Below are 23,576 nucleotides of genomic sequence, written 5' to 3' on the forward strand. Positions count from 1 at the left end.
CCGCCGAGCCCGGCTTCCGGGGGCGCCCGACCGCGTGGGCGACGTGCTTCGGGGCTCGGATCTTGCTTCTCCGGGGAGTGGAGGGAGTCGCCATGAGTACGAATATCCGTATCGTCCTGGCTCTGGTCACGGCCGCGGCCGCGTTGCCGCTTCTGGGGTCGCCCCCGCCGCCCTCGCCGCGGAGCGGGGAGCCGGCAAAGACGGCCCGGCCTGCCGGCATACCGACCCGGGCACATCCGCTCGACGTCAATACCGCGTCGGAGGCCGAGCTCGCGGCGCTGCCCGGGGTCGGAACCGAGGGCGCGCGGCGGATCGTCGACGCGCGGCCGTTCGCATCCGTCGCCGAGCTCTCGCGGACCGGACTCTCGAAAGAGACGCTCGAACGGATCGGGCCGCTCGTGAAGGTGACGGGCGCCGGAGGGCCGTCGACTCCGATGGGGGCGGCGGACCGGCCGATGAACCCCGCCCCGCCGCCGAGGGCCGTCGTTCCTCCGCACCGGGGCATGGTGTGGGGAGATCCGGACTCGCGCACGTATCGGCTCTCGAGCGACCCCGCCTCCGGGAGGACGGAACATGGCCGCTGGATGACGGAGAGCGAGGCGATCCAGGCGGGGTACCGAAAGTCCGGGAAGGAGTGACGAAAGGGGCCGCGATCCCGCGGCCCCCGGAGACTCCTTATTTCTTGGCGCCCTTCTTCGCGGCGGGCTTGACCTCGACGCTCGTCGCGGTCATCCGGTACTCGATCGTCACTTTGTCGCCGACCTTCACGTCGGCGGGCATCTTCGTCGAGCCGTCGCGCGCGATCTCCCAGCGATCCTTCCCCTTCTGGACGGTGATCATCGTCGGGCTCACCTCGAGCACGGGACCCGTGACCTGGTAGGTCTTCGCCGTCTCCGCCGAGGCGGCGAGCGGGAAGAGCGAGGCGACCGAGACGGCGGCGGCGAGGAGCAGCTTCGATTTCATGGGTTCTCCTTTCGTCCGCGATTCTACGTCCAGGCGCCCCTTTCCGCGGATTCGTCCGGCCGGGGTACGCTCTCTCCGACGAGGTGCGCCCGCCGGCCGGAACTCCGCAGCCGGCCGGGATATGCTTCTCGGCGCCGCCGACGTGAGACCTCCCACGAGAAACCGCACGCGCCCGAGTCCGGTCGACGCCCGCGGTCTCGCCGAAGCGCTTCGCCGGAGCGTCCGCGGCGACGTCCGCTTCGACGCCGGCTCGCGCGCCCTCTACGCGACCGACGCGTCCAACTACCGCCAGGTGCCGATCGGCGTCGTGGTGCCTCTCGATGCGGAGGACGTCATGGCGGCGCTCGCCGCGGCGCGCGCGTTCGGCGCGCCGGTGCTTTCCCGGGGAGGCGGGACGAGCCTCGCGGGCCAGTGCTGCAACGTCGCGGTGGTCCTCGACTTCTCCCGCCATCTCGACCGCGTGCTCGAGGTCGATCCCCGCCGCCGGCTCGCCCGCGTCCAGCCGGGATGCGTGCTCGACACGCTGCGCGACGCGGCGGCGCCCCACGGGCTGACGTTCGGCCCCGATCCCGCCACCCACGCGTACAACACGCTCGGGGGAATGATCGGAAACGATTCGTGCGGCGTGCACTCGGTGATGGCCGCGTTCGAAGGAGACGGCGGAACGACCGCGGCCAACATCGAGTCGCTCGAGGTCGCGACGTACGGGGGCGAACGCCTGCGCGTGGGGCGGACGACCGACGCGGAGCTCGCGGCGATCGTGGCCGCCGGAGGACCGCGCGGCGCGATCTACGCGGCGCTCCGCGATCTCCGCGACCGCTACGCGGACGAGATCCGCGCCCGTTATCCTCGGATCCCGCGGCGCATCTCGGGTTTCAACCTGCCGCAGCTCCTTCCGGAGAACGGTTTCCACGTCGCGCGGGCGCTCGTGGGATCCGAAGGCACGTGCGTGACGGTGCTCGAGGCGACCGCGAACCTCGTTCCGGCGCCCCCCGCCCGATCCCTCGTCGTGCTCGGCTTCGAGGACGTCTTCGCCGCGGCCGACGCGGTTCCGTCGATCATGGCGCATCGGCCGATCGGCCTCGAGGGAGTCGACGACCGGCTCGTCGCGGACATGGCGGCGATCGGCCTGCACCGCGACGCTCTCGGGCTGCTTCCGCGCGGCCGCGGCTTCCTGCTCGTCGAGTTCGGCGGAGCGACCCGCGCCGAGTCGGACGCGAGGGCCGCGGCGCTCGCCGCGGCGATGGCCGGGGCGACGGCCGGCCACCGGCTCTTCGCGGACGCGGACGACGAACGGCGCCTCTGGCTCGTGCGCGAATCGGGGCTCGGCGCGACCGCGCACGTTCCCGGAAAGTCGCTCACGTGGGAGGGATGGGAGGACTCGGCCGTTCCGCCGGAGAGGCTCGGGGCCTACCTTCGCGACCTGCGGAGGCTCCTCGACGAACACGGCTACCGCGGCGACTTCTACGGCCATTTCGGAGAGGGATGCGTCCACACGCGGATCGACTTCGATCTCGAATCGCCGGCCGGCGTCGACCGGTTCCGGCGATTCCTCGCGGACGCCGCGCGGCTGGTCGTGTCCTTCGGCGGATCGCTCTCGGGTGAGCACGGCGACGGGCAGTCGCGCGCCGAGCTGCTCCCCCTGATGTTCGGCGAGCGGCTCGTGACCGCCTTCCGCGAGTTCAAGGCGATCTGGGACCCCGACGGAAGGATGAACCCGGGAAAGGTCGTCGACGCTCACGGCGCGACCGAGAACCTGCGGCTGGCCGGCGGTCCGCTCGCGGCGCCCTCGCCGACCGCGTTCCGATACCCGGAGGACGGAGGGAGCTTTCCCCGCGCCATGCTGCGATGCGTCGGCGTGGGGGCCTGCCGCCGCACCGAGGGCGGAACGATGTGCCCGAGCTTCATGGTGACCCGGGAGGAGAAGCATTCGACGCGCGGCCGGGCGCGCCTCCTCTTCGAGATGCTGAAGGGGGAGGCGCTCACCGCGGGATGGAGGAGCCGGGAAGTGCGCGAGGCGCTCGACCTCTGCCTTTCCTGCAAGGCGTGCAAGAGCGAGTGTCCCGTCCAGGTCGACATGGCGACGTACAAGGCCGAGTTCCTCTCGCACCATTACGCGCGGCGCCTTCGTCCGCGGGCCGCCTGGTCGATGGGTCTCTTTCCCTGGATCGCGCGGGCGGCGTCGATGGCGCCCGGCGCGGCGAATTTCCTCACGCATGCGCCGCTCCTCTCGGGCGTCGCGAAGTTCGCGGCGGGCATCGCGCCCGAACGGGAGGTGCCGCGCTTCGCGCCGAAAACCTTCGTCTCGGAGTTCCGGCGGGAGGGGGAAGACGCGCGCGGCGTCCCGGTCCTCCTCTTTCCCGACACCTTCACGAATCACCTGGAGCCGCGAATCGCTCACGCGGCGGTGTCGGTCCTTCGGCGCGCCGGGTTCCGCGTCGAGATTCCGCCGCGGCCGCTCTGCTGCGGCCGGCCGCTCTACGATTTCGGCATGCTGGATCTCGCGCGCCGGCAGCTGCGGACGATCCTCTCCGCGCTCGCCCCCGCCCTCGCCGCGGGGACGCCGGTCGTCGTGCTCGAGCCGGGCTGCGCCTCGGTGTTCCGCGACGAGCTGCGGAGCCTGTTTCCCGACGACGGCGCCGCGCGGCGGCTCTCGGAGACGACCTTTCTCCTCTCGGAGTTCCTCGCGCGGGCTCCCGGTTACCGGCCGCCGACGCTCCGGGGGCGCGCTCTCGTGCAGCCGCACTGCCATCATCGCGCGGCGACCGGATTCGCGGAAGAGCGGACCCTGCTCGAGGCGGCCGGGCTCTCGGTCGACGTGCCGGACGCCGGCTGCTGCGGCATGGCCGGAGCGTTCGGGTTCGAGCGCGGCGAGCGTCATCGGGTCTCCGTCGCCGTCGGCGAGCGGGCTCTCCTTCCGATCGTCCGCGCGGCGTCGCCCGACACTCTCGTCCTGGCCGACGGGTTTTCCTGCCGCGAGCAGATCGCGCAGGGGACCGGGCGCCGGCCGAAGCACCTCGCGGAGGTCCTCGGGCCGGGAGAGCCGGCATGAAGCCGCTTTCCCCGGAGGATCTCGACCGGCTCCAGCGCGACGCGTTCGGGTATTTCGCGCGGCACACCCATCCCCAAACGGGGCTCGTCGCCGATTGCACGCGTCCGGGAGCGCCCTCGAGCATCGCGGCGTGCGGACTCGGTCTCTCCGCCTACCCGATCGCGGTCGAGCGCGGCTACGTCTCGCGAGCCGTGGCGGCGGAGCGCGCCGCGCGGATGCTCGCCTTCTTCGCGAACGGGAAACAGGGGGAGGGGGAGGAAGCGATCGGAAACCGAGGGTTCTTCTACCACTTCCTCGACATGGCGAGCGGCCGCCGCGTGTGGGGCTGCGAGGTCTCGACCATCGACAGCTCCTACGTGTTCGCCGGCGCGCTCGCGGCCGCCCGGTATTTCGACGGCTCCGGCCCGGTCGAGCGTTCGGTGCGCGACGGCGCGGACGCGATCTACCGGCGAGCCGACTGGGAGTGGGCGAGAAACGGCGGAGCGACGGTGACGCACGGATGGACGCCGGAGCGGGGATTCATCCCGTACCGGTGGGAAGGGTACAGCGAAGCGCTGGTCCTGTACGCTCTCGCGCTCGGGTCACCCACGCATCCGGTGCCGCCCGAGAGCTACGAGGCGTGGACGAAGACCTACTGGTGGAGGAACGTCTACGGGATCGACTATCTCCACGCGGGGCCTCTCTTCATCCACCAGCTTTCGCACGTCTGGGTCGATTTTCGCGGGATCCAGGACGCGTTCATGCGCGAGAAGGAATGCGACTATTTCGAGAACAGCCGCCGCGCGACGCACGTCCAGCAGCAGTACGCGATCCGGAACCCGCTGAAGTTCCGCGAATACGGGGAACACTGCTGGGGCGTGACGGCCTCGGAGGGACCCGGCCCCGCCGTCTTCGAGATCGACGGAGTGAAGCGGCGTTTCTTCAGCTATCTCGCCCGGGGAGCCCCGGACGGACCCGACGACGGGACCATCGGTCCCTGGGGCGCCGTCGCGTCGCTTCCGTTCGCGCCGGAGATCGTCCTGCCCACGATTCGCCACCTGATGAAGCTCGGCGTCGGTTCGACGAGCCCGTACGGCGTCGAGGCGACGTTCAACCCGACGTTCCCCGATTCGGGGCGCCGAAGCGGCTGGCTCTCTCCCTACAACTTCGGGCTGAACGACGGGCCGATCGTGCTGATGATCGAAAACTACCGGACCGGTCTGCTCTGGAAGCTGATGCGGGAATGCGAACCGATCGTGCGGGGGCTGAAGGCCGCGGGGTTCCGCAACGGTTGGCTTTCTTAGGCGGGCGCGGCGACGTAAAGAGCCGGCCGGGCGCGTGCCGCTCCGTCGGACAGGGCGGGCTAATCCGTGTCCGCGTCGAAGACCTCGACGCCGATCTTCCGGGTCGGGTGGGCGGCGGCCTTCGCCGTCGCCGAAGACCAGTAATCCCGCTCGCGTCGGGCCTGGGCGACCGCCAGGTCCCACGCGGCCTTCGGAGTCTTGCCGGACGCCTCGCGGGCGTGCTTCTCGGAATCGTCGAGATGTCGCCTCCAGGCGTTGTAGGCGGCCTGGTGGACGGCGCTCCAGCGCGCGGTTCGCTTGAGCTCCTCGCGAAACTCATCCAGGGCCTTCCGGGTCCGGTGCGTCAGTTCTGTCAATGCTTTAGTTCGGGGCGACCCAGCCATGACCGGATTGTAAGCCAATCGGGTAGTAGCGAAACTATGGCTATAGGTAGTGGTGGTACCATTGTTGCATTGTGAGCCTGCCCGAAGGGGAGGAACCAATGCAGACGAATTCGGGCGCCTACCGGACCCTGGCGATCGGGTTGCTCGCCGCGATTCTGGCGACGACCGCCGCTTTCGCGGGATCGCCATCCTCGGGCACGCTTTCTCCGACCGTCACGACGCTGACCTATACCGGGGGACCATTCGACTACGACAACGACTCGGCCCCGATCGGGGGCGTCACGCCGACGTGTGCCGACCCGGCACTTCCTTGCGATTCTTATGCGCTGAAGGTGTCGATTCCGGCGACCGACGGAACGTCCTACGTCGTGACCGTCTCGATCGGCTGGGCCGACGCCTCGTCCGACTTCGACATGACGGTTCTCGACGCGAACGGAAACGAAGTGGCGCAATCGGCCTCTGCCGCGGACCCGGAGGTCGTGAGCTTCTCCGCGATTCCGCGGGTCGATACGGACTACACCGTCCTCGTCGTCCCCTACGCGGTCAACCACGGCGCCGGCGGCGACACGTTCACGGGAACGATCACGCTCACCGTCAATTCGACGCCTCCGCCGCTTCCCTCCCCGCCGCCGGTTCCGGGCGTTCCCCGGTATCAGACCTACACGCCCGCCTCCGGGAGCGGCCTCGGTCTGAGCGCCGGCGAGCCGTCGATCGGCGCCGACTGGAAGACCGGGAAGTTCATGTTCCAGTCCGACGTGCAGACTCTGCGCGTGGGGTTCGATCGCTCCTGTCCCTCCTTTGCGAAATCGCTCTGGGAGAACAAGTCCTCTCCGACGTCGCAGGAGGATTCCGATCCGATCCTCTTCACCGATCCCCGGACCGGCCGCACCTGGGAGGGAATGCTGCTCCTCCTGACCGGTCGAAACGAGGGCGCGTTCTCCGACGACGACGGAGATCTCTGGATTCCGAGCCAGGGGAGCGCGATCGACTCCGGGATCGATCACGAGACGATCGGCGGGGGGCCCTTCGCCCCGCCCCTAACCCGGGACCCGAACGGCGCCGCCTATCCGGATGCCGTGTATTACTGCTCCCAGGACCTCGAAACCGCGATGTGCGCGGTCTCGGCCGACGGCGGCGCGACGTTCGGGCCGGCCGTTCCGATCTACACCTTCGAGGACTGCATCGGGATCCACGGGCACGTGAAGGTCGCTCCGGACGGAACGGTCTACGTGCCCAACCGCAGCTGCAACGCCCCTCAGGCGGCCGTCTATTCGACCGACAACGGCGCGACGTGGACGGTCTCTCCCGTGCCCGACAGCACCAGCGGCGATTCCGATCCTTCGATCGGGATCGGCGCGAACGGAACGATCTACTTCGCCTACCAGGCCGGCAACGGCCACTCGATGATCGCCGTCGGACATCGCACCGCTTCCGGCATCACGTGGTCGCCGAGCCAGGACGTGGGAGCCTCCTTCGCGATCCGGAACACCGCCTTCCCGGCCGTCATCGCCGGCGACGACGATCGCGCCGCCGATGCCTTTCTCGGGACCCCCGCCGCCGGAGACTTCCAGAGCCAGAGCTTCCGCGGCATCTGGCACCTCTACGTCGCGCACACTTACGACGGCGGACAGACGTGGACGACCGTCGACGCGACCCCCGACGATCCCGTCCAGCGGGGCTGCATCTGGCTCGGGGGCGGCGCGGTGACCTGCCGCAACCTCCTCGACTTCAACGACGCGACGGTCGATCGGGAAGGACGCGTCGCCGTCGCCTATGCCGACGGCTGCACGGGGCCTTGCGTCGACGCGCCGTTCTCCGCGACGGGGAATGCCTTCACGGCGCTCGCGTCGATCGCGATCCAGTCGGGCGGCAGGCGCCTGTTCCACCAGTTCGATCCCGCCGAGCCCGTCGCTCCCGGGAATCCGGCCGTGACCGCGACGCGGGACGCTTCCGGCGTTCACGTCGAATGGACCGAGCCCGACAGCGGCGGATCGCCGATCACCGGGTACAAGCTGTATCGCCGGGCCGACGGCCAGTCGCAGCCGACGCTCCTCGCGACGACGACGGCGCAGAGATATCTCGATCGGGCCGCGACGCCCGGCGTGAACTACTTCTACAGCGTCGCGACCGACAACTCGGTCGGAGAGAGCTCCTCCTGCGGTCTCGCCGCCAGCGAGGTCGGCGTGACCGACGTCGTCGGCTCGCCGTGCGCGCTTCCGGGCGTCCGCGTCGTCGCGGATGCGAGCGGCGACCAGACGGGCGCGCCGGCGAACGCCGACGTCGACATCCAGTCGGTCTCGGTCGCCGAGCCGTACGATTCCTCGGGCGCGGAGAACCTCGTCTTCACGATGAAGGTCGCCGATCTCTCGACGCTCGTTCCGGGCCGGGCCTGGCGGATCGTCTGGAACTATCCCGCTCCGCCGCCGATCCCGAACTTCCCCTTCGACGGGATCTACTACGTCGGCATGAACACGGACGACACGGGCGCCGTGAGCTTCGAGTACGGCACGGTGAGCCTCGGGACGATCGGACTCGTTCTCGCCAACCCGGTTCCGAACCCGATCGGACCGGTCGACGGGAAGTACTTCGCCGACGGCACGATCCGGATCACCGTTCCGCGAATGCAGGTCGGGGATCCGAATCCGGGCGACCTGCTCGGCGGGCTCTACGGACGGGTCTTCCCGTACGACAGCGCTCAGAAGAACTTCCGTTCGACGACGGCGCTCGATTCCACCCCCCTCGGGACGTATGCCGTCGTCGGCAACGGCGCGTGCGCTCCGAAGGTCACGACCACCTGCCTGGAGGACGACGACGCGCGGATCGCGTATTCGAACGGATGGCACCTCGAGCAGGCCTCGGGCGCGTCGGCCGGGCACTACCGGCTCCACCTCGGCAGCAACCCGAACGACGGCGTGAGCCTGACGTTCCAGGTTCCGTCCGGGCAGACGGGAACACTGGCCTACTCCTACGCAACGAGCACGAAAGGAGGCTCGGCGCTCGTGTACGTGGACGGCATCGCGAAGGGAACGGTGAGCTTCGCCGGACCGCAGGGCGACGTGCGGAGCCCGCAGTTCGGCGCGTCGCTCACCTTCGACGGACTCGCCGCCGGGACGCACACGTTCGAGCTCCGCTCGATCAACGGGGCCGCGTACGTCGACGGTTTCTGTCTCGCCTCCGCTTCTTCGTCGGCGCAGCCGGCGGCCGGTCCGGGATCGACGACGAATGCGACCGGAACGATCTCGGCGGCCCAGCAGCTGATCAGCACGGTATCTCTTCCGGCGAAGACGACGGCGGTCGCTCTGGCGGCCGACGCGTCCGCTCCGATCCAGCTCGTCCTCATGAGCTCGACCGGGACCGTGCTCGCGACGGCGTCGAACACCTCGGGTCCCGCCGTGATCGAGGCTCCCGCCTCGGCGGGGACGTATCTCGTCAAGACCGTGAACGTCAGCGCCGGCCCGGTCACCGTCTGGACCGCGACGACCCCGTACGTGTCCCGGTAGTCGCTGGATTTTCGATTCGCGGGCGCCGCCGGCGTGCGGCGCCCGCCTTTCCCGCCGCCCGGTGCGCCGCGCGGCGGCTTCGAGGGAGGGGGACCATGCAGCTGTCCGTCTTCGCGGTCGTGCTCGCCGCGGCCGCGCCGCCGACTGCTCCCGGGGCGTGCTCCCTCGTCGATCGGGACGTGGTCGCCGCCGCGCAGGGAACGAGAGTCGTCTCGACCAAGGAGAGCCGCGCGAAGGGCCCCCGGGTGGATCGGCGCGCCTGCTATTACCAGGCCGATCCGCTGGCCCGCTCCGTGAGCCTCGAGTGGACGTCCGACTCCGCGCCGGGCGGCGCCCGGGCGCGGTGGCAGGAGACGTTCCACGGCGAAGGAGGTCGCGAGAGAGGAAAAGAGCGGGGGGAAGAGGAGCGCCCGAAGACGCCCCCGGCGCCCGTTCCGGGAGTCGGAGACGAGGCGTTCTGGGTCGGCAATCCCGCGAGCGGGGCGCTCTATGCGCTCGCCGGGAGCTCGTTCGTCCGCGTGAGCGTCGGCGGCCCGGGCACGCCCGACGAGAAGCGCGAACGCGCGCGGAAGATCGCGCTCCGCGCGGTCGCGGCGATCCCGGACGCCGAGCGGGGCACGAAGGAGCCCTCCCGGCCCGATCATGCGTCTCCGCACGATTTGAGGTAGCGTCGCGGCGCGATGAACGCGCCCGTTCCGAAAACCGCGGTGCCCGGAGCGCCGCGCGCCGCCGCGTTCGTCGCCGCCGCGGCCGCGCTCGTCTTCTGCCTGACGCCCTGGGCCTCTCCTCCGCTGGCCCTGGCGCTCGGCGGCGTGCTCGCGTTGACGCTCGAGAACCCCCTCCCGGCGGCGTCGCGCACGGCGGCTCGATCCCTCCTGCAGATCTCGGTCGTTCTCCTCGGTTTCAGCATGGACCTGCCGACGGTCCTGCGCGCGGGCGCGAGCGGGATGATTTTCGCGGCGGCGACGATCGCCGCGACGATGGGACTCGGCCTTCTCGTGCGTCGCCTGCTCGCGGTCGATCGCACGACGTCCCTCCTCGTCTCGGCGGGAACCGCCATCTGCGGCGGCTCGGCGATCGCGGCGGTCGGGTCGGTGATCGGCGCGGCCGAGAGCGAGATGAGCGTCGCGATCGGGACGGTCTTCCTCCTGAACGGCGCGGCGCTCTACCTCTTTCCGCCGCTCGGACATCTCCTGCACCTCACGCAACAGCAGTTCGGAACGTGGGCGGGGGTGGCGATCCACGACATCTCTTCGGTCGTCGGCGCGAGCTCCGTGTACGGCCTCGCGGCGCTCCAGCGCGCGACCGCGGTCAAGCTCTCGCGCGCGCTGTGGATCGTGCCGCTGACGATGGCGGCCGCGGCATTCCACCGGCGGCGCGACCCGGGCGCCCGACGGGCGCGAGTTCCGATACCGTGGTTCATCGGCCTCTTCGTCGCGGCGTCGCTCGTGCGGAGCTTCTCCGCGCCGATTGCCGCCGCGAGCCCGAAGATCGCCTCGGTCGCGCGGATCGGAATGACGGTGACCCTCTTCCTGATCGGTGCCGGGCTGTCGAGGCGCGCCCTTCGGGCGGTGGGGTGGCGGACGCTCGTGCAGGGGATCCTTCTCTGGATCGCGATCGCGGCCGGCTCGCTCCTCGTCGTGATGCGGAGCGTCTGAAGGCGACCCGCGCCTACGAAGAGATCTTCGAAAGTCGCTGCAGGAACCGCTCCGGCGGTTCGAAACCGACGAGACGCGTCCCCGGGATTTCCCGCCCCTGCGCGTCCAGGAAGATGACCGTCGGCATCCCCTGGACGTTGAACTTGGTCGACAGCGCGATCGCTTCGGGCGAGTCCTGCCGCGTCATGTCGGCCTTGAAGAGGGCCGTTCCCGCGAGCGCCCGCCGCACCCGGGGGTCGGCGAAGGTCTCGTCCTCGAGCTCGTGGCACGGCGCGCACCAATCGGCGGAGAAGTCGATCATCGCCGGACGCGTCGCCTGAGCGATCCGCGAAGCATCGTAGGGGACGAACGGAAGGGGCTGACCCCCCTGAGGGCGCGCGAAGAACGCGGCCGCGCCGAGGAAGACGATCGCCGCGCTGCCCACGGCCGCCCTTGCCATGGGCGGGGCCTTGGAGCGAAGCGCGGAGAACAGGAGATAGAGGGCTCCCAGGCCGAGCACGGCGGGAACGGCCCACCGGCGCGCCGCGTCCGGGAGGAGGAATCTTCCGAAATACGCGGCCATGGCGAGCAGCACGAATCCGAAGACCTTCTTGATCTCGACCATCCAGGCGCCGGCGCGAGGAAGCTTCGTGAGGGCGCCGGAGAAAGACGCGAGGAAGAGGTAGGGGAGGCCGAGCCCCACCGAGAGGACGAAGAACATGACGAAACCGAGAACCGGATCGCGCCGGGCCGCGACGAACGTGAGGAGGCCGAGAACGAACGGGCCGAGGCAGGGCGCGGCGACGACTCCGACGAGGAGGCCCATCCCGAATGCGCCGCCGAAACCCTTCTTCGCGCCGGCGCGGTCCATCACGAAGCGCGGCGGATTGATGTCGTAGAGCCCGAACATCGAGAGCGACAGGCCGACGAAGACCAGTGCGATGCCGCCGAGCACCCAGGGGGACTGGAGCGCGGAGCCGAAGAGCTTCCCGGACAAGGCGGCGACGACGCCGAGCGTCGAGTACGTGAGGGCCATTCCGAGCACGTAGGTCGCGGCGAGGCCCACGGGCTTCCCGGTCTTTCCCCGCGATTGCCCCCCGAAGAAGCCGATCGTGATCGGGATGATCGGGTAGACGCAGGGCGTGAGATTCAGGGCGAGGCCGCCCAGGAACAGGACGAGGAATCCGACGAGCCAGCCGCGTCGGGAAAGCACCGCCCCGAAGTCTCCGGCCGCGGCCGTGCCGGACCCGGCGCCGGGACCGGCGTCGGTGGCCGCGGCGGCGGCGCCGGAGCCTCCCGAGACCGCGACCTCGGCGTGGAACGGGACGCTCGCGGGAGCGAGGCACTGCTGGTCGTTGCACGGCTGGAAGGCGAGAGAGCCCTGGATGGAGTGCGCTCCGGCCGCGACGGACCGCGGCGCGGTCCCGCTCGCGGTGATCGAGAACTTTCCCGCGTAGACCGCGAGCGGCTTCTCCGAGAACGAGAACTTGACCGTCTGCGCCGCGGGGTAGATGAAATCCGAGAACGTCAGGCCGGCGGCGTCCGTGACCTTCGCTTCCGTCGGAATCAGGTAGTCCTCCGACGGCTTGTGGGCGTTGACGTGCCATCCCGGCGCGAGCTCCGCGTCGATCTTCAGCGTGATGGCGCCGCCGGGAGCGACGGCGGAGGGAGACGCCGACGCCGTCACCTTCAGGAGCGACGCCGACCGCTGCCCCCACCCGGAGGCCGGGACGAGCAGGAGAAGCGCCGCGAGGACCTTCTTCGTCATCGCGGCGCCGGCCCCTCGGCGGGGATCGAGGTCAGCAGCTGTCGCGCGTTGTCGGCGAGCTTGCTCTCGGGATGTTCGCGAAGGAATGCGGAGATCGTCCTCCGCGCTTCCTCGCGGTGCCCCTCGGCGAGCTCGACCGCGCCGCGCGAGAGCTCGGCCTCCTCCCGCGCCGCCGGATTCCGGGAAGTCTTGAGGACCTCGTCGAGCGTCGCCCGCGCCTCGTCGAACCGTTTCATGCGGTACTGCGCCGTCGCCAGCGAGGTCAGCGCGATGTCGCGGGTCGCCGGATCCGCGGTCTTCGACCGGCCCGCCCGCTCGAGCCGCGGCGCCGCTTCCTCCGGGGCCATGCGGCGGAGCAGCTCCATGCCCAGGGCGAGCTCTTCCTTCGGATCATCGCGGAACTCCGGCTCGTGGATCATCTTCACGTGAAGCTTGTCCCATTCCGCCATCGAGCTGCGGACGTGACGGTAGAACTCGGTGGCGTTGTCGAACCCGTTGACGCGGAAGATGAGCACGCCCCCCGGAGAGAGGATCAGGACCGCGGGCGATTCGTTGATTCCGTAGCGCTCGGCGAGCGGCGCGGCTTCCGCGCTCCCGGGAGCGAGCCGCACGGGGACCATCCGGAGGAGCATCATCTCGAAATTCACCGCCGGGTAGAGGAGGCCCTGCATCCGGGCGCAGTTCCCGCACTTCTCCTCGGAGAATTCAACGTACACGACCCGCCCTTCCCGATCGGCCTTCTCCCGCGCCTTCGCGAAGGTGTCTTCCCACTCCGCTTTTCCGGGACCGGAGGGAAGCCGTTCGGAGGTGGCCGGCGGGACCGGAGCGGACGACGGCGGAGCCTCGGTCGCGGCGGCCAGGCCCGCGGCGGCGAGGAGCAGGATGGCGGCGACGGTCGTCGATCGGATCACGAAGTCCTCCGTGGCCCGGAGAACGCGGCGGCAATGGGCGGAATTCCCCATTCGCGAAGCATAGCGAAATCGCGACGGCTTCATTGACGCCGCAGGACCCCTCCTGCTATTTTCGCGTGCTCCGACCTGCCCAGGTAGCTCAGTCGGTAGAGCGAGGGACTGAAAATCCCTGCGTCGGCGGTTCAATTCCGTCCCTGGGCACCATCCGCTAACCCAAGAGGAACGCGTCGGCTCGCGGCTCAGACCTCACCCGAGGTGATCAAATCGGCGTTTGCCACGAGTTCCCTCCTGAACACTCGAGAAGCCCGCCGAGCTCTCCTCTTCGGTCAAAGGAGCGTCAAACGCGAGGACGAGAGCATAGGGGGAGAGTGGCCTCGTGTTTTAGTTTGGCGTGCGGCGGCGCAGCTCGCTCGGCTTCGGTTGGAGCCGGTCCGAGCGGGAGCCTCGCGGTCCTCACCTACCTTCCCGCCACAACTCGGGCTTTCGAGAACAACGTCGTCCGGTGGGCAAGATGTCCTTCTCGCTGAATTCCCGACGGCGAAGAAAGTCAACGATCCTGCCTCGTAAGGTCAGCCCCGAGAGATTTGACGGTCGCCTCGGCCCGCTTCGTGCCCGCGCGGACTGCTTCTGCCTGCAAGGCTTCCCCGTAATTCTTAGCGGTCTTCCGGAGGCGTTCCCTTCCCCCGCGATCGATGCGGCCGAGAAGCCGAAGAAGCCCGTCGAGGATCGTCAGCGGGTGGGGCGGACAACCGGGGATGTAGAGATCGACCTGAATGTCCGCCGGGACCCCGCCGTGTGAGGCCGCCGCGCCGGCGAACGGGCCGCCACTGATCGCGCAGGCCCCAACCGCAATCACGATCTTCGGCTCAGGAACCGCCGCGTAAGTCTCTCGAAGTGCGTACTCCATGTTGGTCGTCACGGGACCCGTGACGACGATGCCGTCGGCATGGCGCGGCGAGGCTACGAATTGGATTCCGAAACGGCTGAGGTCGAAGACCACGTTGCTCATCGCCGTCAGCTCCGCCGCGCAGCCGCTGCAATCTCCAGCCGAAACATGGCGAAGCTTCAAGGAACGGCCGAAGAGTCTTCGCATCTCCTCTTCAAGCGCGGTGGCGAGTCGTGCTTGCCTCCCGGAGACGACGAGGTCAGCACGGGAACGTGCGGCGAGGCGGTGGTCCGGCGTGTAGACGATCGCGCCCTCCGGGCACGCCTCCTGGCATACCGTGCAGAACAGGCAGGCCCCGAGGTCGATGCGAAGCGGATCTGTCGCGATCGCCAGAGTCGGACACGCGTCCGCGCAGGCGCGGCAAGCTTCCCGGCACCTCGATTCGTCTAGGACCGGGCGACCGCGAAAGCGCGCGGGCAGCTGCCCCGACTCGTTGGGGAATCTCGTCGTCCGGTGCCCCTGCCGCACGCGCGCTTTCAGCAGGTCAAGCATCTTTGCCTCGTCATAGATCGTGGCCTGCGTAGGAGAGATTGAAGCTCTTGTTGCAGAGAGGGAAGTCCGAGATCTGATTGCCGCGCAGGGCCATCGTCAGCCCGAACCAATTATGAAAAGAGGGATCGACGATCTTGTAGCCGGCAAGCTGGCCATCTGCGGAGGTGACGGCCACGTGCACGATTTCGCCTCGCCAGCCCTCGACCATCGACACGGCGAGGCTCTCGGGCGCCAGGGAGCTCGGGGAACCGCCCGGACCCCCGCTGACATCCAGCCCGGGGATGTCCACGGACAGGGACTCCCGGGGAAGCTCGTTGATCTGCTCACGCAGGAACGTATTCGAACGCTGCGTCTCGAGCCAGCGAACGAGAGCACGCGCCATCACGTCCCCCGACTCGACGAGCGCCACCGGGATGTGAGCGAAACGGAAGATGCCGAACGGGTGGTCGCGCCGTACGTCTCGGTCGCAGCCGCTGGCGCGAGCGACCGGTCCGACCAGACCGAGCGCTTCCGCCACCTCGCGCGTCACGACTCCGGTGTGCTCGAACCGCGATCCCACGGTCGGCGAGTTGAACGTCACTTGTGCCGTGTCCCGAAGATCACGCTCCGCCTTAGCCAGGCGAGCGAGGAAACCCTCGCGCTGCTCCGCTGACAGCCCAAAGCGAATACCGCCCAGATTGACGAGTCCCCGCCCGAAGCGGTTGCCGGAGAGCTCCATCAGCAAGTTCAGGAACTCGCCTCGAAGCCGTCCAAACCAGGAAGCGCCGGCCAGATAACCAATGTCGTTGCAGAGCGCTCCCAGGTCGCCGACGTGGTTGGCAAGCCGCTCCAGCTCCAGCGCGATCCCCCGCACGGCTTGCGCGTAGAGCGGGAGCTCGACGCCTGCCAGCGCCTCGATAGCCGCGCAGTAAGCGAGCGCGTGGCCCACGGCCGTGTCTCCCGCGATCGACTCCGCGACCGCCAGGCGCCGGGCCGGCGACGACTTGAGAAGCAGGGCTTCCGCGCCCCGATGCTGGTAGCCGAGCTGAATCTCCAGGTGATGAACGGTCTCCCCGGAGCACTGGAAGCGGAAGTGCCCGGGCTCGATGATGCCCGCATGGACGGGACCGACGGCGACCTCGTGAATACCTGAGCCTTCGAGGCGGAAAAATGGATGTGCTGGCGAGCTCACGCCGTCGTTGCCCGGCCCCGCCTCGAGATCGGCATGTCGGCGCAGGGCTTTCAACCAGGGATGGCCGTCGGGGCAGATGCCGTGGTCTTCGAACAGTTCACGCTCGAACGCCTGTGCCTGGGGAAGTCTCGTCGAGAGCGCCGGATAGCTCCGGCTGCCGGAGGCACAGGTCCGAAGCAGACCGACGCGTCCGTCGGCGTCGTCGGCGAGCACGGCAAGGATTTCCGGTTTTTCATCCGGATCCTGGCGCTCTCCCGGCAGCGTGCACAGCGCGGCGAGTCGGCCGCCCTGGGAGCAGATATCGACGCAAAGCTTCCGAAAATCCGCGACAGGAACATCCGGGACGTTCGCTCGGGCAACCGCGAAGCCGTTCCGGGTCCAAAGCGGCGAAGCAAAACGAGGAGTCATTGGTCAGCTTCCCCCGAGCATGCTGGCGGCCCGGTGCAGCGCATCGGCGAGGATCGGCGGCAGGTAAATCCCGACCGCGAGCGCTCCAATCGTGAGGGCCAACGGCGCAAGGACCGAAAGCTTTGGCTCCCGGACACGAGTCGCGCCTTCGGCAGGTGTCCCCTGGAGCATGGGGAGAAGAACTCCGGCCATGCCCAGGAACGCCACCGTCAAGAGCGAAACGAAAAGAACACCAACCCACGCATGAAGCCCCCTCAGTGCGGCCTGGAAGATCAAGAACTCGCTCCAGAATGGTCCGAAAGGCGGCACCCCGCCGATGGCGAGGAAGAGCGCCATCATGAGGACGCCCGTGACGGGAATCCTTGCGAGTACTCCGTGCGCTTCGCGCGCCGAGGTCGTGCCGAAGGAGCGGAGGACGTTGCCGGACAGAAGGAAGAGTCCCGCCTTGCAGAGCGAATGATTCACAGAGTGGAAAATCGCGCCGTAGGTCGCGGCGCCTCCGAGCCCCACGCCGGCGGCCATTATTCCCATGTTCTCGATGCTCGAGTACGCGAAGAGGCGCTTGTAGTCTCGCTGACCCACCATGAACGCGCTCGCGACACCGATCGACACGAATCCGAGGACGATGAGCAGCGTTCGGGCGAACGCGGAATCTCCGGAAGCCAGGCAGACCTGGAAGAAGCGCAGGATCGCCAGAAAGGCGCAGTTGAGGAGGGCCCCCGAGAACAGGGCCGACACGGGCGATGGGGCCTGGCTGTGCGTGTCCGGAAGCCACGTGTGGAGAGGGGCCAGGCCCATCTTCGTTCCATAGCCCACCAGAGCGAGGACGAAGGCCGTCTTGAGCCACGGCCGTGCCATCGAAGGCGCCGCGCTCCTGAGCGCGTCGAGAGTCAGGCCGGCGCTCAAACCAGATACACCGGACGCCGCGACTCCGAGGCAAAAACTTCCGAGCAACGCCAAAGCGATTCCTACCGAGCACAAGAGCAAATATTTCCAGGCCGCCTCGAGCGCTCCCCGCCGGCGATAGAAGTACACCAGCGGAGCGCTCGCGAGCGTCGTTCCCTCGACAGCCGCCCACATCAGCGCCAGGTTTTGCGTGACCGACACCAAAGTCATCGCTGCGAGAAACCCGAGCAGGCAAGGCACGAAGCGATGCGGCGCAGATTGCTTGTCGTGAGTGCCCTGGAGGATGTAGGGCACTGTGTAGATCGCGACCAGCAGGAAGAGGACGCTGGTGATGGACAGAAAGATGAGCCCTGTCACGTCGAGCTGCAAGAGCGCCCCGAAGCTGATCGACGGAGCTCCGCCCCAAAGGAAGGCGGTGGCCGCGACATGCAGCAACGCCGCGGAAAGAAGGATGCCGAGACCCACGCGGAGATTTCTGACCGCGAGCGCCGCGAGCCCCAGGGTGGCCGGCGCGAGAACGAGGAAGGGCAGAACCCATGCCATTGTCGTCAGTCCTTCAGCGTCGAGAGCAGCTCGGTGTCGATGTGCTCGAATTCGCGGCTGATGTGATTGATCGCGATTCCCATCACGAAGACGCCGACGAGGAGATCCAGAAGGATGCTCAGCTCGACCGCAAGCGGGATCTCCTCGGCCAATATCTGACCAAAAATGAAGATGCCGTTTTCGAGCATCAGGTAGCCCACGACCTGCGTGATTGCCTTTCGCCGAACGATCAAGACAAGAAATCCGATGAGAAGCGTCGCGAAAGCCATCGGGACGAGAAGCGGCGTCGGCGCGGGCTTCGGCAGGACGAGGACCGTTCCCAGCCAGAACGAGAATCCCACCAGCGCCGCCGCGATCAGAACGGAGAGGTGCAGGCTGATGAAGGGCTCGGCCTCGCGGCGCACGTTGGCCTCGCGAATCGCGCGGTAGAGCAGAAGCGGGATGACGACGGCCTTGACGGCAAGGGCTCCCAGGCTCATGAGCGCGACCGGGACCACGTGGCGATCGAGCACCCGCCCCCAAAGCGCGAGCGGCAAGAGCGAGAGAGCCACGCCCTGCAGCGCCGACGCCCGCACGCAGCTCGTCAGCCGGCCGGTCGCGACGATCGAGAGGCTCAGCGCCACCACGATCAGGAGCAGGAAGTCGGCGGAGCCAGTCATGGCGCTCCCCGGTAGAAGAGGGCGCCGAGGCCGACGGCCGCTAGCACCGTCGCCCCCACCAGAAACTGCGGCACGCGGGAAAGCCGGAGCCGCGCCATCATCGACTCGACGACGCCGATGAGCCCCGCGAGCCCGATCTCGCCGCCGCAGAGCAGGGCGACGCCGCGCCATCCGCCGTCGGCTGGAATCGGCAGAAGGACGTGGGTGAGAAGCGCTCCAATCACGAAGAGCTTGATGGCGCTCCCGTAAAGGATGAACCCGAGGTCTGGGCCGCCGTGATCGAGCACCATGACCTCGTGGATCATCGTCAGCTCGAGATGCGTGTTGGGATCGTCCACCGGGATGCGTGAATTTTCCGCGAGAAGAACGGCAAAGAGCGAAAGTGCCGCAGCCAGGAAGGTTGGATGTTCGAACCCCCACGTCGTCCACGGAAGTCGTCCGAAGGCGTCCGAGAACGTCGCGCTCCGGGCTGGAACGCAGAGGATTGCCAGGGAAAGAAAGAGCGCCGGCTCTGCCAGCGCGGAGAATGCGGCCTCGCGGCTTGCCCCCATGCCCTCGAAGCTCGACCCTGTGTCCAATGCGGCGACCATGGTGAAGAAGCGCCCGAGCGCCAGCAAATAGGCAAAAGCGACGACGTCGCCGGGAAAGCCGAGGGGCGACGCGTTCGCCGCCAGAGGAAGGACGAGGCCGGCGCACAATACGGCCGCGAGCGAGACAATCGGGCCGGCGCGAAAGAGCCAGGTCGTGGTCCGGCTGTAAACGGCTCCTTTTCGAAGCAGCTTCCAGACGTCGCGATACGGCTGGAGGAGCGGTGGTCCGACTCTGCCAGCGAACCAGGCCTTGGTCTTGTTGATCACGCTCAACAGGAGCGGCGGCATGACGAGAAGGAGTCCGACGTGTAGGCCGAGGTTTGACATCACGTCAACGTCCCACTCCCGTGAGCTGCCAGACCAAGAGCACGACGAGAGTCACCGCGATGTAGACGAGGTACAGCTGAAGCCGGCCCTGCTGGATCGGACGGAGCCGCGACAGAGCCCGGACCACGAGCCTGGTCGCCGGCAACAGGACGCGTTCGCCGGCAACGTCACCCAGGTGCTCCTCGTAGTGGGCTTTCTCGGGGAAGTACCCGTCGGGGCCCTGCTCGTCGACGCGCGTATGGATCATGGGCCCGAAAAGCGGAAGGATCGGTTGCGCAAAGGAGGCTGCCGTGTACTGCATCCGAGTGGTCGGCGCCGCATAACCGCACCCCCAGGTCGCGGCCTGAGAGAATTCCCGCCCGCGGAGGAGAGCGAGGCGGAGAAGGCCGAGCAACACGACGAGAGCCAGGAGCACGGCGCCCACTCGAGTGATTGCGGAGAGCGAGCCCGCGTTCGGAATCGCGCCTGACATCCTCCCCAGAAACATCGCCGCAGGCGCCACGATCCGTATGGCGCCGGCGGGCCAAAGACCAATCGCGATGCACAAAAGCGCACCCAGGAGCATCGGCGCTCGCATTACCCAACCCGCCTCGTGTGCATCCAGGGCCGCCCCCGTGCGCGGTTCACCCAGGAAGACGACGCCAAACGCCTTTACGAAGCACGCGGCGGCGAGACCACCGATGAGCGCCAGAGCCGGGACCGAAGCGAGAGCCCAAACGGCCCAACCGGTCGGAAGGGTCGACCCTCCCCGGAATGCCCCGACGTAGATCATCCACTCACTGACAAAACCGTTGAGCGGCGGCAGACCACAGATGGCGACGGAACCGATGAGAAACATCGTCGCCGTCGTCGGCATGCGGCGGTAAAGGCCGCCCAAGCATTCAATGTCGCGCGTGCCGGTGCCATGAAGGACGCTGCCGGCCCCCTGGAAGAGGAGCCCCTTGAAGAGCCCGTGGTTCAGAACATGGAGAAGACCTCCCGCGTAACCGAGGAAGGCAACGGGAGCGTTCCCCTGACTCTGGCCCAGGAGGCCGACGCCGATACCCAGCAAGATGATGCCGATGTTCTCGACGCTGTGGTAGGCCAGCAGGCGCTTGAGGTCGTGTTGCGCGAGGGCATACACCACACCAGCGACTCCCGAAACGGCTCCAATGGCGATAAGAACTGCACCCCACCACACGGGCGGCGGCCCCAGGAAGGCCAGAGTCCGCAGCAGCCCATAGATCCCCATTTTGATCATCACCCCCGACATGAGAGCGGAGACATGGCTCGGCGCGGCTGGATGCGCTTCGGGGAGCCAGATGTGGACGGGCCAGAAACCGGCCTTGGTTCCGAACCCCACCAGCGCCAGCAGGAAACAGACTGTCGTGATGCCCGTTGTTCGCCCGCTCACGGTTCCGAGAATGTCGAAGTCGTAGCTCCCGGACCCGCGGCCGAGGAGCGCGAACAGTACGAAGAGAAGAATCACGCCGAGCTGGGAAGCGATCAAATACGTCATCGCGGCGCGGCGAGTCTCTTCCCGCTCGCTCTCGAAGGTGACGAGGAAAAAGGACGTCAGCGACATGACTTCCCATGCGACGAGAAACAGAATGCCGTCCCGCGCGATAGCGACGACCGCCATCGACGCGACGAGAAGATTGAAGAAGAAGAGTGCGGGCGCGAGCCGCCGCTTACCAATGTAAGGCCGGAGATAGCCGCCGCCATACACGGCTGCCAGTCCCGACACCAGGAAGACGCAAACGAGGAAGAACGAGGAGAGTGCGTCCAATGCGACGTGGAGCTCTCCCGCCGGTAACGGCCACGCCGACCGGAGCGACCGCTCTTCTCCGCCGATCAAGGCGCCGAGCGAAGCGGCGATTCCCGCCAGGCAGGCGAGCGCAGAACCGACCGTGCCGACGGCGAGGGCGGCTCGATCCGAGTGGCCCACGAAGAGGGAGAGGAAACTGGTCGCGCCCAGACAGGCGATCGATAGGAGAATAATCGTCAGCAACCTTGGCCCCGCTCGCCTTTGACCGCGCGGAGGCGGTCCAGGATCTTCTCGCGCGGAGCGGCTGAGGCCAGCAACTCCTTGAACTCCTCATCGTGGAGCGCGGCGGCGAGCTTCGCCAGCATCTGCAGGTGATCTCGAACCGTCGGCGAGAGAAGCATGAACAGGACGCGCACCGGCCGCCCGTCCAACGCGCCGAAGTCGACGGGGCGCTCGAGAAAGCAGAGAAACACCGCAGGCTGGTCCACGCGTACCACGACCGGATCACGCGGGTGGGGAACGGCAATGCCGTCGCCGACGCTCGTCGGGGCCAGGGCCTCCCGGGCGACCAGAAGTTGATGCAGCAGTTGGCGATCCACGCCGGCCGGGATGCCCGGCAGCCGCGTCACCGCCGCCAGGACGTCGTTCCGGCCCTGTCCGGCTATCGCGTAATAGATCCCTCCCCGCTCGATTGCCTCACGGAGGCCAGGGAGCTCCTTCGCCGATCCATTGGGGGCGAAGAGTTCCGGAGATACCCGATGCTTGTGCAGAGCGGCCCACTCCTGCAACTCGACGCGGTTGAAGTGATACTGGTCGTGCACTCGATGCGCGGGCAACGCGCGGCCGCGAACCCACCGATAAACAGTCTGTTCGGAGACATTCAGCAGACGAGCAACATCCCGGACTTTGAGATCCACGGGCGCAGTTACCTCGCTGGATGCCGAAAGTAGATCATGACGATCAGGAAGCGCGGCCAGCTCGGGCGCGGGCGGCCCTATCCATTGTTCATCGGTGCGAGGCCTTCGCGTCCGGCTCGAGCCGGCGTTCCGCCGCGGCGACGGCCTCGAAGATTGCGCCGGCATTGGGTGCCTTCATGATGGCGAGCACCGCGTCCTTGTCCGCGAACATCTGCGAGAGCTTGTACAGCCATGGCAGGTACAGCTCTTCGAACTTCAGGCCCAGGACGAAGAAGAGATGGGTGAGTCCGCCGTCGAGCGCGTCGAAATCAATTCCATCACGCGATCGGCCGAGAATCATGAACGGCCGCACGACCTGCTGCGGGTTGCGCCGGAGCGTGTGAAGAAAGGCGATGCCGTTGCCCATGGCGCTCGGCATGACGTTCTCACGTTGGATGAGCGCGCCCACGAACCACGTCTTGTCACCGATGAGACCCAATCGGGCCGCCAACTCGGCCAGCTCTTCGACAACGGTATTCTTGGTTTCCGCTTCGAGCTCGGGAATGATGTGATCTGGCTGAAAGCAGCTCGCGAGCTCGAGCATTCGCCTCGGCGACCCGTTCAGCTTCGGCGGATCCAGGTACCGGGGCATGACCCCAAGCATCTGGTCATCCAACCAGATGTCGATCATCGCCTTCCGGAACCGCCATTGATTTCCGACTTTTACGCCGGGAAGTACTCCATCGGAGACCAGCTTGAGCACCGTGCGATCGTTGACGCTCAGGTACCCGGCGAGCTGCTTGATCGTCATCAGACGATCCTCCATCCCCTTAAGCCCTCGCCGGAAAGACTTGAACGATTGACATCCAGCGTATTTCACCGTTAGAATGCATCGGATGTCAAGAAACATTGTTATTTTACGTCGAATTACATCAAAATACGTAAAGGGATAGCGTGACTCTCTTTCACGAAGCTCAGCCAGCGATGCAGGGACAGGGAAAGAAGACCAAGTCCGAAAACGATCGGACGATGACGGTCGCCGAGATTTCCGAGTACCTCTCACTCTCGACGAGTAGCGTCTATCGACTCGCGAATGAACTAAAGGCTCTTCGGGTCGGCGGCCGCTGGGCCTTCCGGGCGAGCGATGTCGAGCAGTGGCTCCTGAAGCGACGGACTGGGGATGAACCTCCGTTGCAGCCTGTGGAGGAAGTCGGTTCCCTGGTTCGTCTCTTTTCTCACATGGACGAGAACAACATCTTCCTCGATGTTCCGGACTCGGACGCCGGAACACTGATCCGCAACGCGATCCATCGAGCCTCGCTCAACCTGACGGAGAGTCCGGAGCCGGCGGCGAAGGAGCGCATCTATGCATCCATCATGGAACGGGAAAGCCT

Annotated in this window: 18 protein-coding genes, 1 tRNA gene and 1 pseudogene; 8 read left to right on the plus strand and 12 right to left on the minus strand. The window is 67.6% G+C overall.

The annotated features are described in order from the left end of the window. The first annotated feature begins 92 nt into the window (after positions 1-92). The gene (locus VFS34_14865; protein ID HET9795733.1) at positions 93-638 is read left to right on the plus strand and encodes a helix-hairpin-helix domain-containing protein; all 546 of its coding nucleotides are present in this window, start codon (positions 93-95) and stop codon (positions 636-638) included. A 37-nt stretch (positions 639-675) separates the two neighbouring features. Here the strand turns inward: VFS34_14865 and VFS34_14870 are convergent, their stop codons facing one another. Continuing rightward, positions 676-963: a hypothetical protein gene (locus tag VFS34_14870; protein HET9795734.1), complete on the minus strand. Its 288-nt coding sequence runs from the start codon at positions 961-963 to the stop codon at positions 676-678. 142 nt (positions 964-1,105) lie between these two features. Here VFS34_14870 and VFS34_14875 point away from each other — a divergent pair, with 142 nt between their 5' ends. Both VFS34_14875 and VFS34_14880 read left to right on the plus strand, forming a co-directional pair. Beyond that, complete coding sequence (locus tag VFS34_14875) at positions 1,106-4,015, plus strand: FAD-binding and (Fe-S)-binding domain-containing protein (protein ID HET9795735.1); 2,910 nt, start codon at positions 1,106-1,108, stop codon at positions 4,013-4,015. Beyond that, positions 4,012-5,298: a glucoamylase family protein gene (locus VFS34_14880; GenBank protein HET9795736.1), complete on the plus strand. Its 1,287-nt coding sequence runs from the start codon at positions 4,012-4,014 to the stop codon at positions 5,296-5,298. The genes VFS34_14875 and VFS34_14880 overlap by 4 nt, the downstream gene beginning before the upstream one ends. A gap of 59 nt (positions 5,299-5,357) precedes the next feature. Here VFS34_14880 and VFS34_14885 read toward each other — a convergent pair whose 3' ends face one another. Then, on the minus strand, positions 5,358-5,654 hold the full coding sequence (locus VFS34_14885; protein ID HET9795737.1) for a hypothetical protein: 297 nt from the start codon (positions 5,652-5,654) through the stop codon (positions 5,358-5,360). A 125-nt stretch (positions 5,655-5,779) separates the two neighbouring features. Here VFS34_14885 and VFS34_14890 point away from each other — a divergent pair, with 125 nt between their 5' ends. From VFS34_14890 to VFS34_14900, 3 genes are all read left to right on the plus strand, one after another. Further along, positions 5,780-9,181, plus strand: coding sequence for a fibronectin type III domain-containing protein (locus VFS34_14890; GenBank protein HET9795738.1), 3,402 nt, complete (start codon positions 5,780-5,782; stop codon positions 9,179-9,181). Positions 9,182-9,276: 95 nt separating this feature from the next. Continuing rightward, entirely contained in the window at positions 9,277-9,849 is a 573-nt protein-coding gene (locus VFS34_14895) for a hypothetical protein (protein ID HET9795739.1), read from the plus strand. 12 nt (positions 9,850-9,861) lie between these two features. Further along, complete coding sequence (locus VFS34_14900; protein ID HET9795740.1) at positions 9,862-10,839, plus strand: putative sulfate exporter family transporter; 978 nt, start codon at positions 9,862-9,864, stop codon at positions 10,837-10,839. A gap of 13 nt (positions 10,840-10,852) precedes the next feature. On the opposite strand, the gene VFS34_14905 is transcribed toward VFS34_14900, so the two are convergent. Both VFS34_14905 and VFS34_14910 read right to left on the minus strand, forming a co-directional pair. Next, on the minus strand, positions 10,853-12,586 hold the full coding sequence (locus VFS34_14905) for a cytochrome c biogenesis protein CcdA (GenBank protein HET9795741.1): 1,734 nt from the start codon (positions 12,584-12,586) through the stop codon (positions 10,853-10,855). Continuing rightward, entirely contained in the window at positions 12,583-13,548 is a 966-nt protein-coding gene (locus VFS34_14910; GenBank protein HET9795742.1) for a hypothetical protein, read from the minus strand. Before VFS34_14910 ends, VFS34_14905 begins: the two co-directional genes overlap by 4 nt. A gap of 77 nt (positions 13,549-13,625) precedes the next feature. On the opposite strand from VFS34_14910, the gene VFS34_14915 reads away from it, so the two are divergent. Further along, positions 13,626-13,701, plus strand: a tRNA-Phe gene (locus VFS34_14915). Positions 13,702-14,188: 487 nt separating this feature from the next. Here VFS34_14915 and VFS34_14920 read toward each other — a convergent pair. The 8 genes and pseudogenes from VFS34_14920 to VFS34_14955 all read right to left on the minus strand — a co-directional run bounded on the left by VFS34_14920 (position 14,189) and on the right by VFS34_14955 (position 22,993). Further along, positions 14,189-14,935 (minus strand): annotated as a pseudogene (locus tag VFS34_14920) (4Fe-4S binding protein). A 10-nt stretch (positions 14,936-14,945) separates the two neighbouring features. Next, on the minus strand, positions 14,946-16,514 hold the full coding sequence (locus tag VFS34_14925) for a hydrogenase (protein ID HET9795743.1): 1,569 nt from the start codon (positions 16,512-16,514) through the stop codon (positions 14,946-14,948). A gap of 3 nt (positions 16,515-16,517) precedes the next feature. Then, a complete protein-coding gene (locus VFS34_14930; protein HET9795744.1) occupies positions 16,518-17,963 on the minus strand; it encodes a proton-conducting transporter membrane subunit in 1,446 nt (481 codons plus the stop codon). A 5-nt stretch (positions 17,964-17,968) separates the two neighbouring features. Continuing rightward, positions 17,969-18,622 (minus strand): hydrogenase, encoded by a 654-nt coding sequence (locus VFS34_14935; GenBank protein ID HET9795745.1) that lies wholly within the window; start codon positions 18,620-18,622, stop codon positions 17,969-17,971. Next, a complete protein-coding gene (locus VFS34_14940; protein HET9795746.1) occupies positions 18,619-19,539 on the minus strand; it encodes an NADH-quinone oxidoreductase subunit H in 921 nt (306 codons plus the stop codon). Before VFS34_14940 ends, VFS34_14935 begins: the two co-directional genes overlap by 4 nt. A 4-nt stretch (positions 19,540-19,543) precedes the next feature. Further along, positions 19,544-21,529, minus strand: coding sequence for a proton-conducting transporter membrane subunit (locus VFS34_14945; protein HET9795747.1), 1,986 nt, complete (start codon positions 21,527-21,529; stop codon positions 19,544-19,546). Next, positions 21,523-22,203: a PTS sugar transporter subunit IIA gene (locus VFS34_14950; protein ID HET9795748.1), complete on the minus strand. Its 681-nt coding sequence runs from the start codon at positions 22,201-22,203 to the stop codon at positions 21,523-21,525. Before VFS34_14950 ends, VFS34_14945 begins: the two co-directional genes overlap by 7 nt. An 88-nt stretch (positions 22,204-22,291) precedes the next feature. After that, positions 22,292-22,993 carry a PTS sugar transporter subunit IIA gene (locus tag VFS34_14955; protein ID HET9795749.1) on the minus strand — a complete coding sequence of 234 codons (702 nt, stop codon included), beginning with the start codon at positions 22,991-22,993 and terminating at the stop codon, positions 22,292-22,294. A gap of 218 nt (positions 22,994-23,211) precedes the next feature. Between VFS34_14955 and VFS34_14960 the strand changes: the two genes are divergently transcribed. Beyond that, positions 23,212-23,576, plus strand: a 365-nt coding sequence (locus tag VFS34_14960) for a helix-turn-helix domain-containing protein (protein ID HET9795750.1), incomplete at its 3' end; no start/stop codon positions are given.

The sequence above is a fragment of the Thermoanaerobaculia bacterium genome, assembly GCA_035717485.1.
Taxonomy (GTDB): Bacteria; Acidobacteriota; Thermoanaerobaculia; order UBA5066; family DATFVB01; genus DATFVB01.

Excerpts from the sequence above, each read along its gene's own strand:
- VFS34_14865 (HET9795733.1), top strand. The coding sequence starts at position 93 with ATGAGTACGAATATCCGTATCGTCCTGGCTCTGGTCACGGCCGCGGCC.
- VFS34_14870 (HET9795734.1), bottom strand. The coding sequence starts at position 963 with ATGAAATCGAAGCTGCTCCTCGCCGCCGCCGTCTCGGTCGCCTCGCTC.
- VFS34_14880 (HET9795736.1), top strand. The coding sequence starts at position 4,012 with ATGAAGCCGCTTTCCCCGGAGGATCTCGACCGGCTCCAGCGCGACGCG.
- VFS34_14890 (HET9795738.1), top strand. The coding sequence starts at position 5,780 with ATGCAGACGAATTCGGGCGCCTACCGGACCCTGGCGATCGGGTTGCTC.
- VFS34_14895 (HET9795739.1), top strand. The coding sequence starts at position 9,277 with ATGCAGCTGTCCGTCTTCGCGGTCGTGCTCGCCGCGGCCGCGCCGCCG.
- VFS34_14900 (HET9795740.1), top strand. The coding sequence starts at position 9,862 with ATGAACGCGCCCGTTCCGAAAACCGCGGTGCCCGGAGCGCCGCGCGCC.
- VFS34_14905 (HET9795741.1), bottom strand. The coding sequence starts at position 12,586 with ATGACGAAGAAGGTCCTCGCGGCGCTTCTCCTGCTCGTCCCGGCCTCC.
- VFS34_14910 (HET9795742.1), bottom strand. The coding sequence starts at position 13,548 with ATGGGGAATTCCGCCCATTGCCGCCGCGTTCTCCGGGCCACGGAGGAC.
- VFS34_14925 (HET9795743.1), bottom strand. The coding sequence starts at position 16,514 with ATGACTCCTCGTTTTGCTTCGCCGCTTTGGACCCGGAACGGCTTCGCG.
- VFS34_14930 (HET9795744.1), bottom strand. The coding sequence starts at position 17,963 with ATGGCATGGGTTCTGCCCTTCCTCGTTCTCGCGCCGGCCACCCTGGGG.
- VFS34_14935 (HET9795745.1), bottom strand. The coding sequence starts at position 18,622 with ATGACTGGCTCCGCCGACTTCCTGCTCCTGATCGTGGTGGCGCTGAGC.
- VFS34_14940 (HET9795746.1), bottom strand. The coding sequence starts at position 19,539 with ATGTCAAACCTCGGCCTACACGTCGGACTCCTTCTCGTCATGCCGCCG.
- VFS34_14955 (HET9795749.1), bottom strand. The coding sequence starts at position 22,993 with ATGACGATCAAGCAGCTCGCCGGGTACCTGAGCGTCAACGATCGCACG.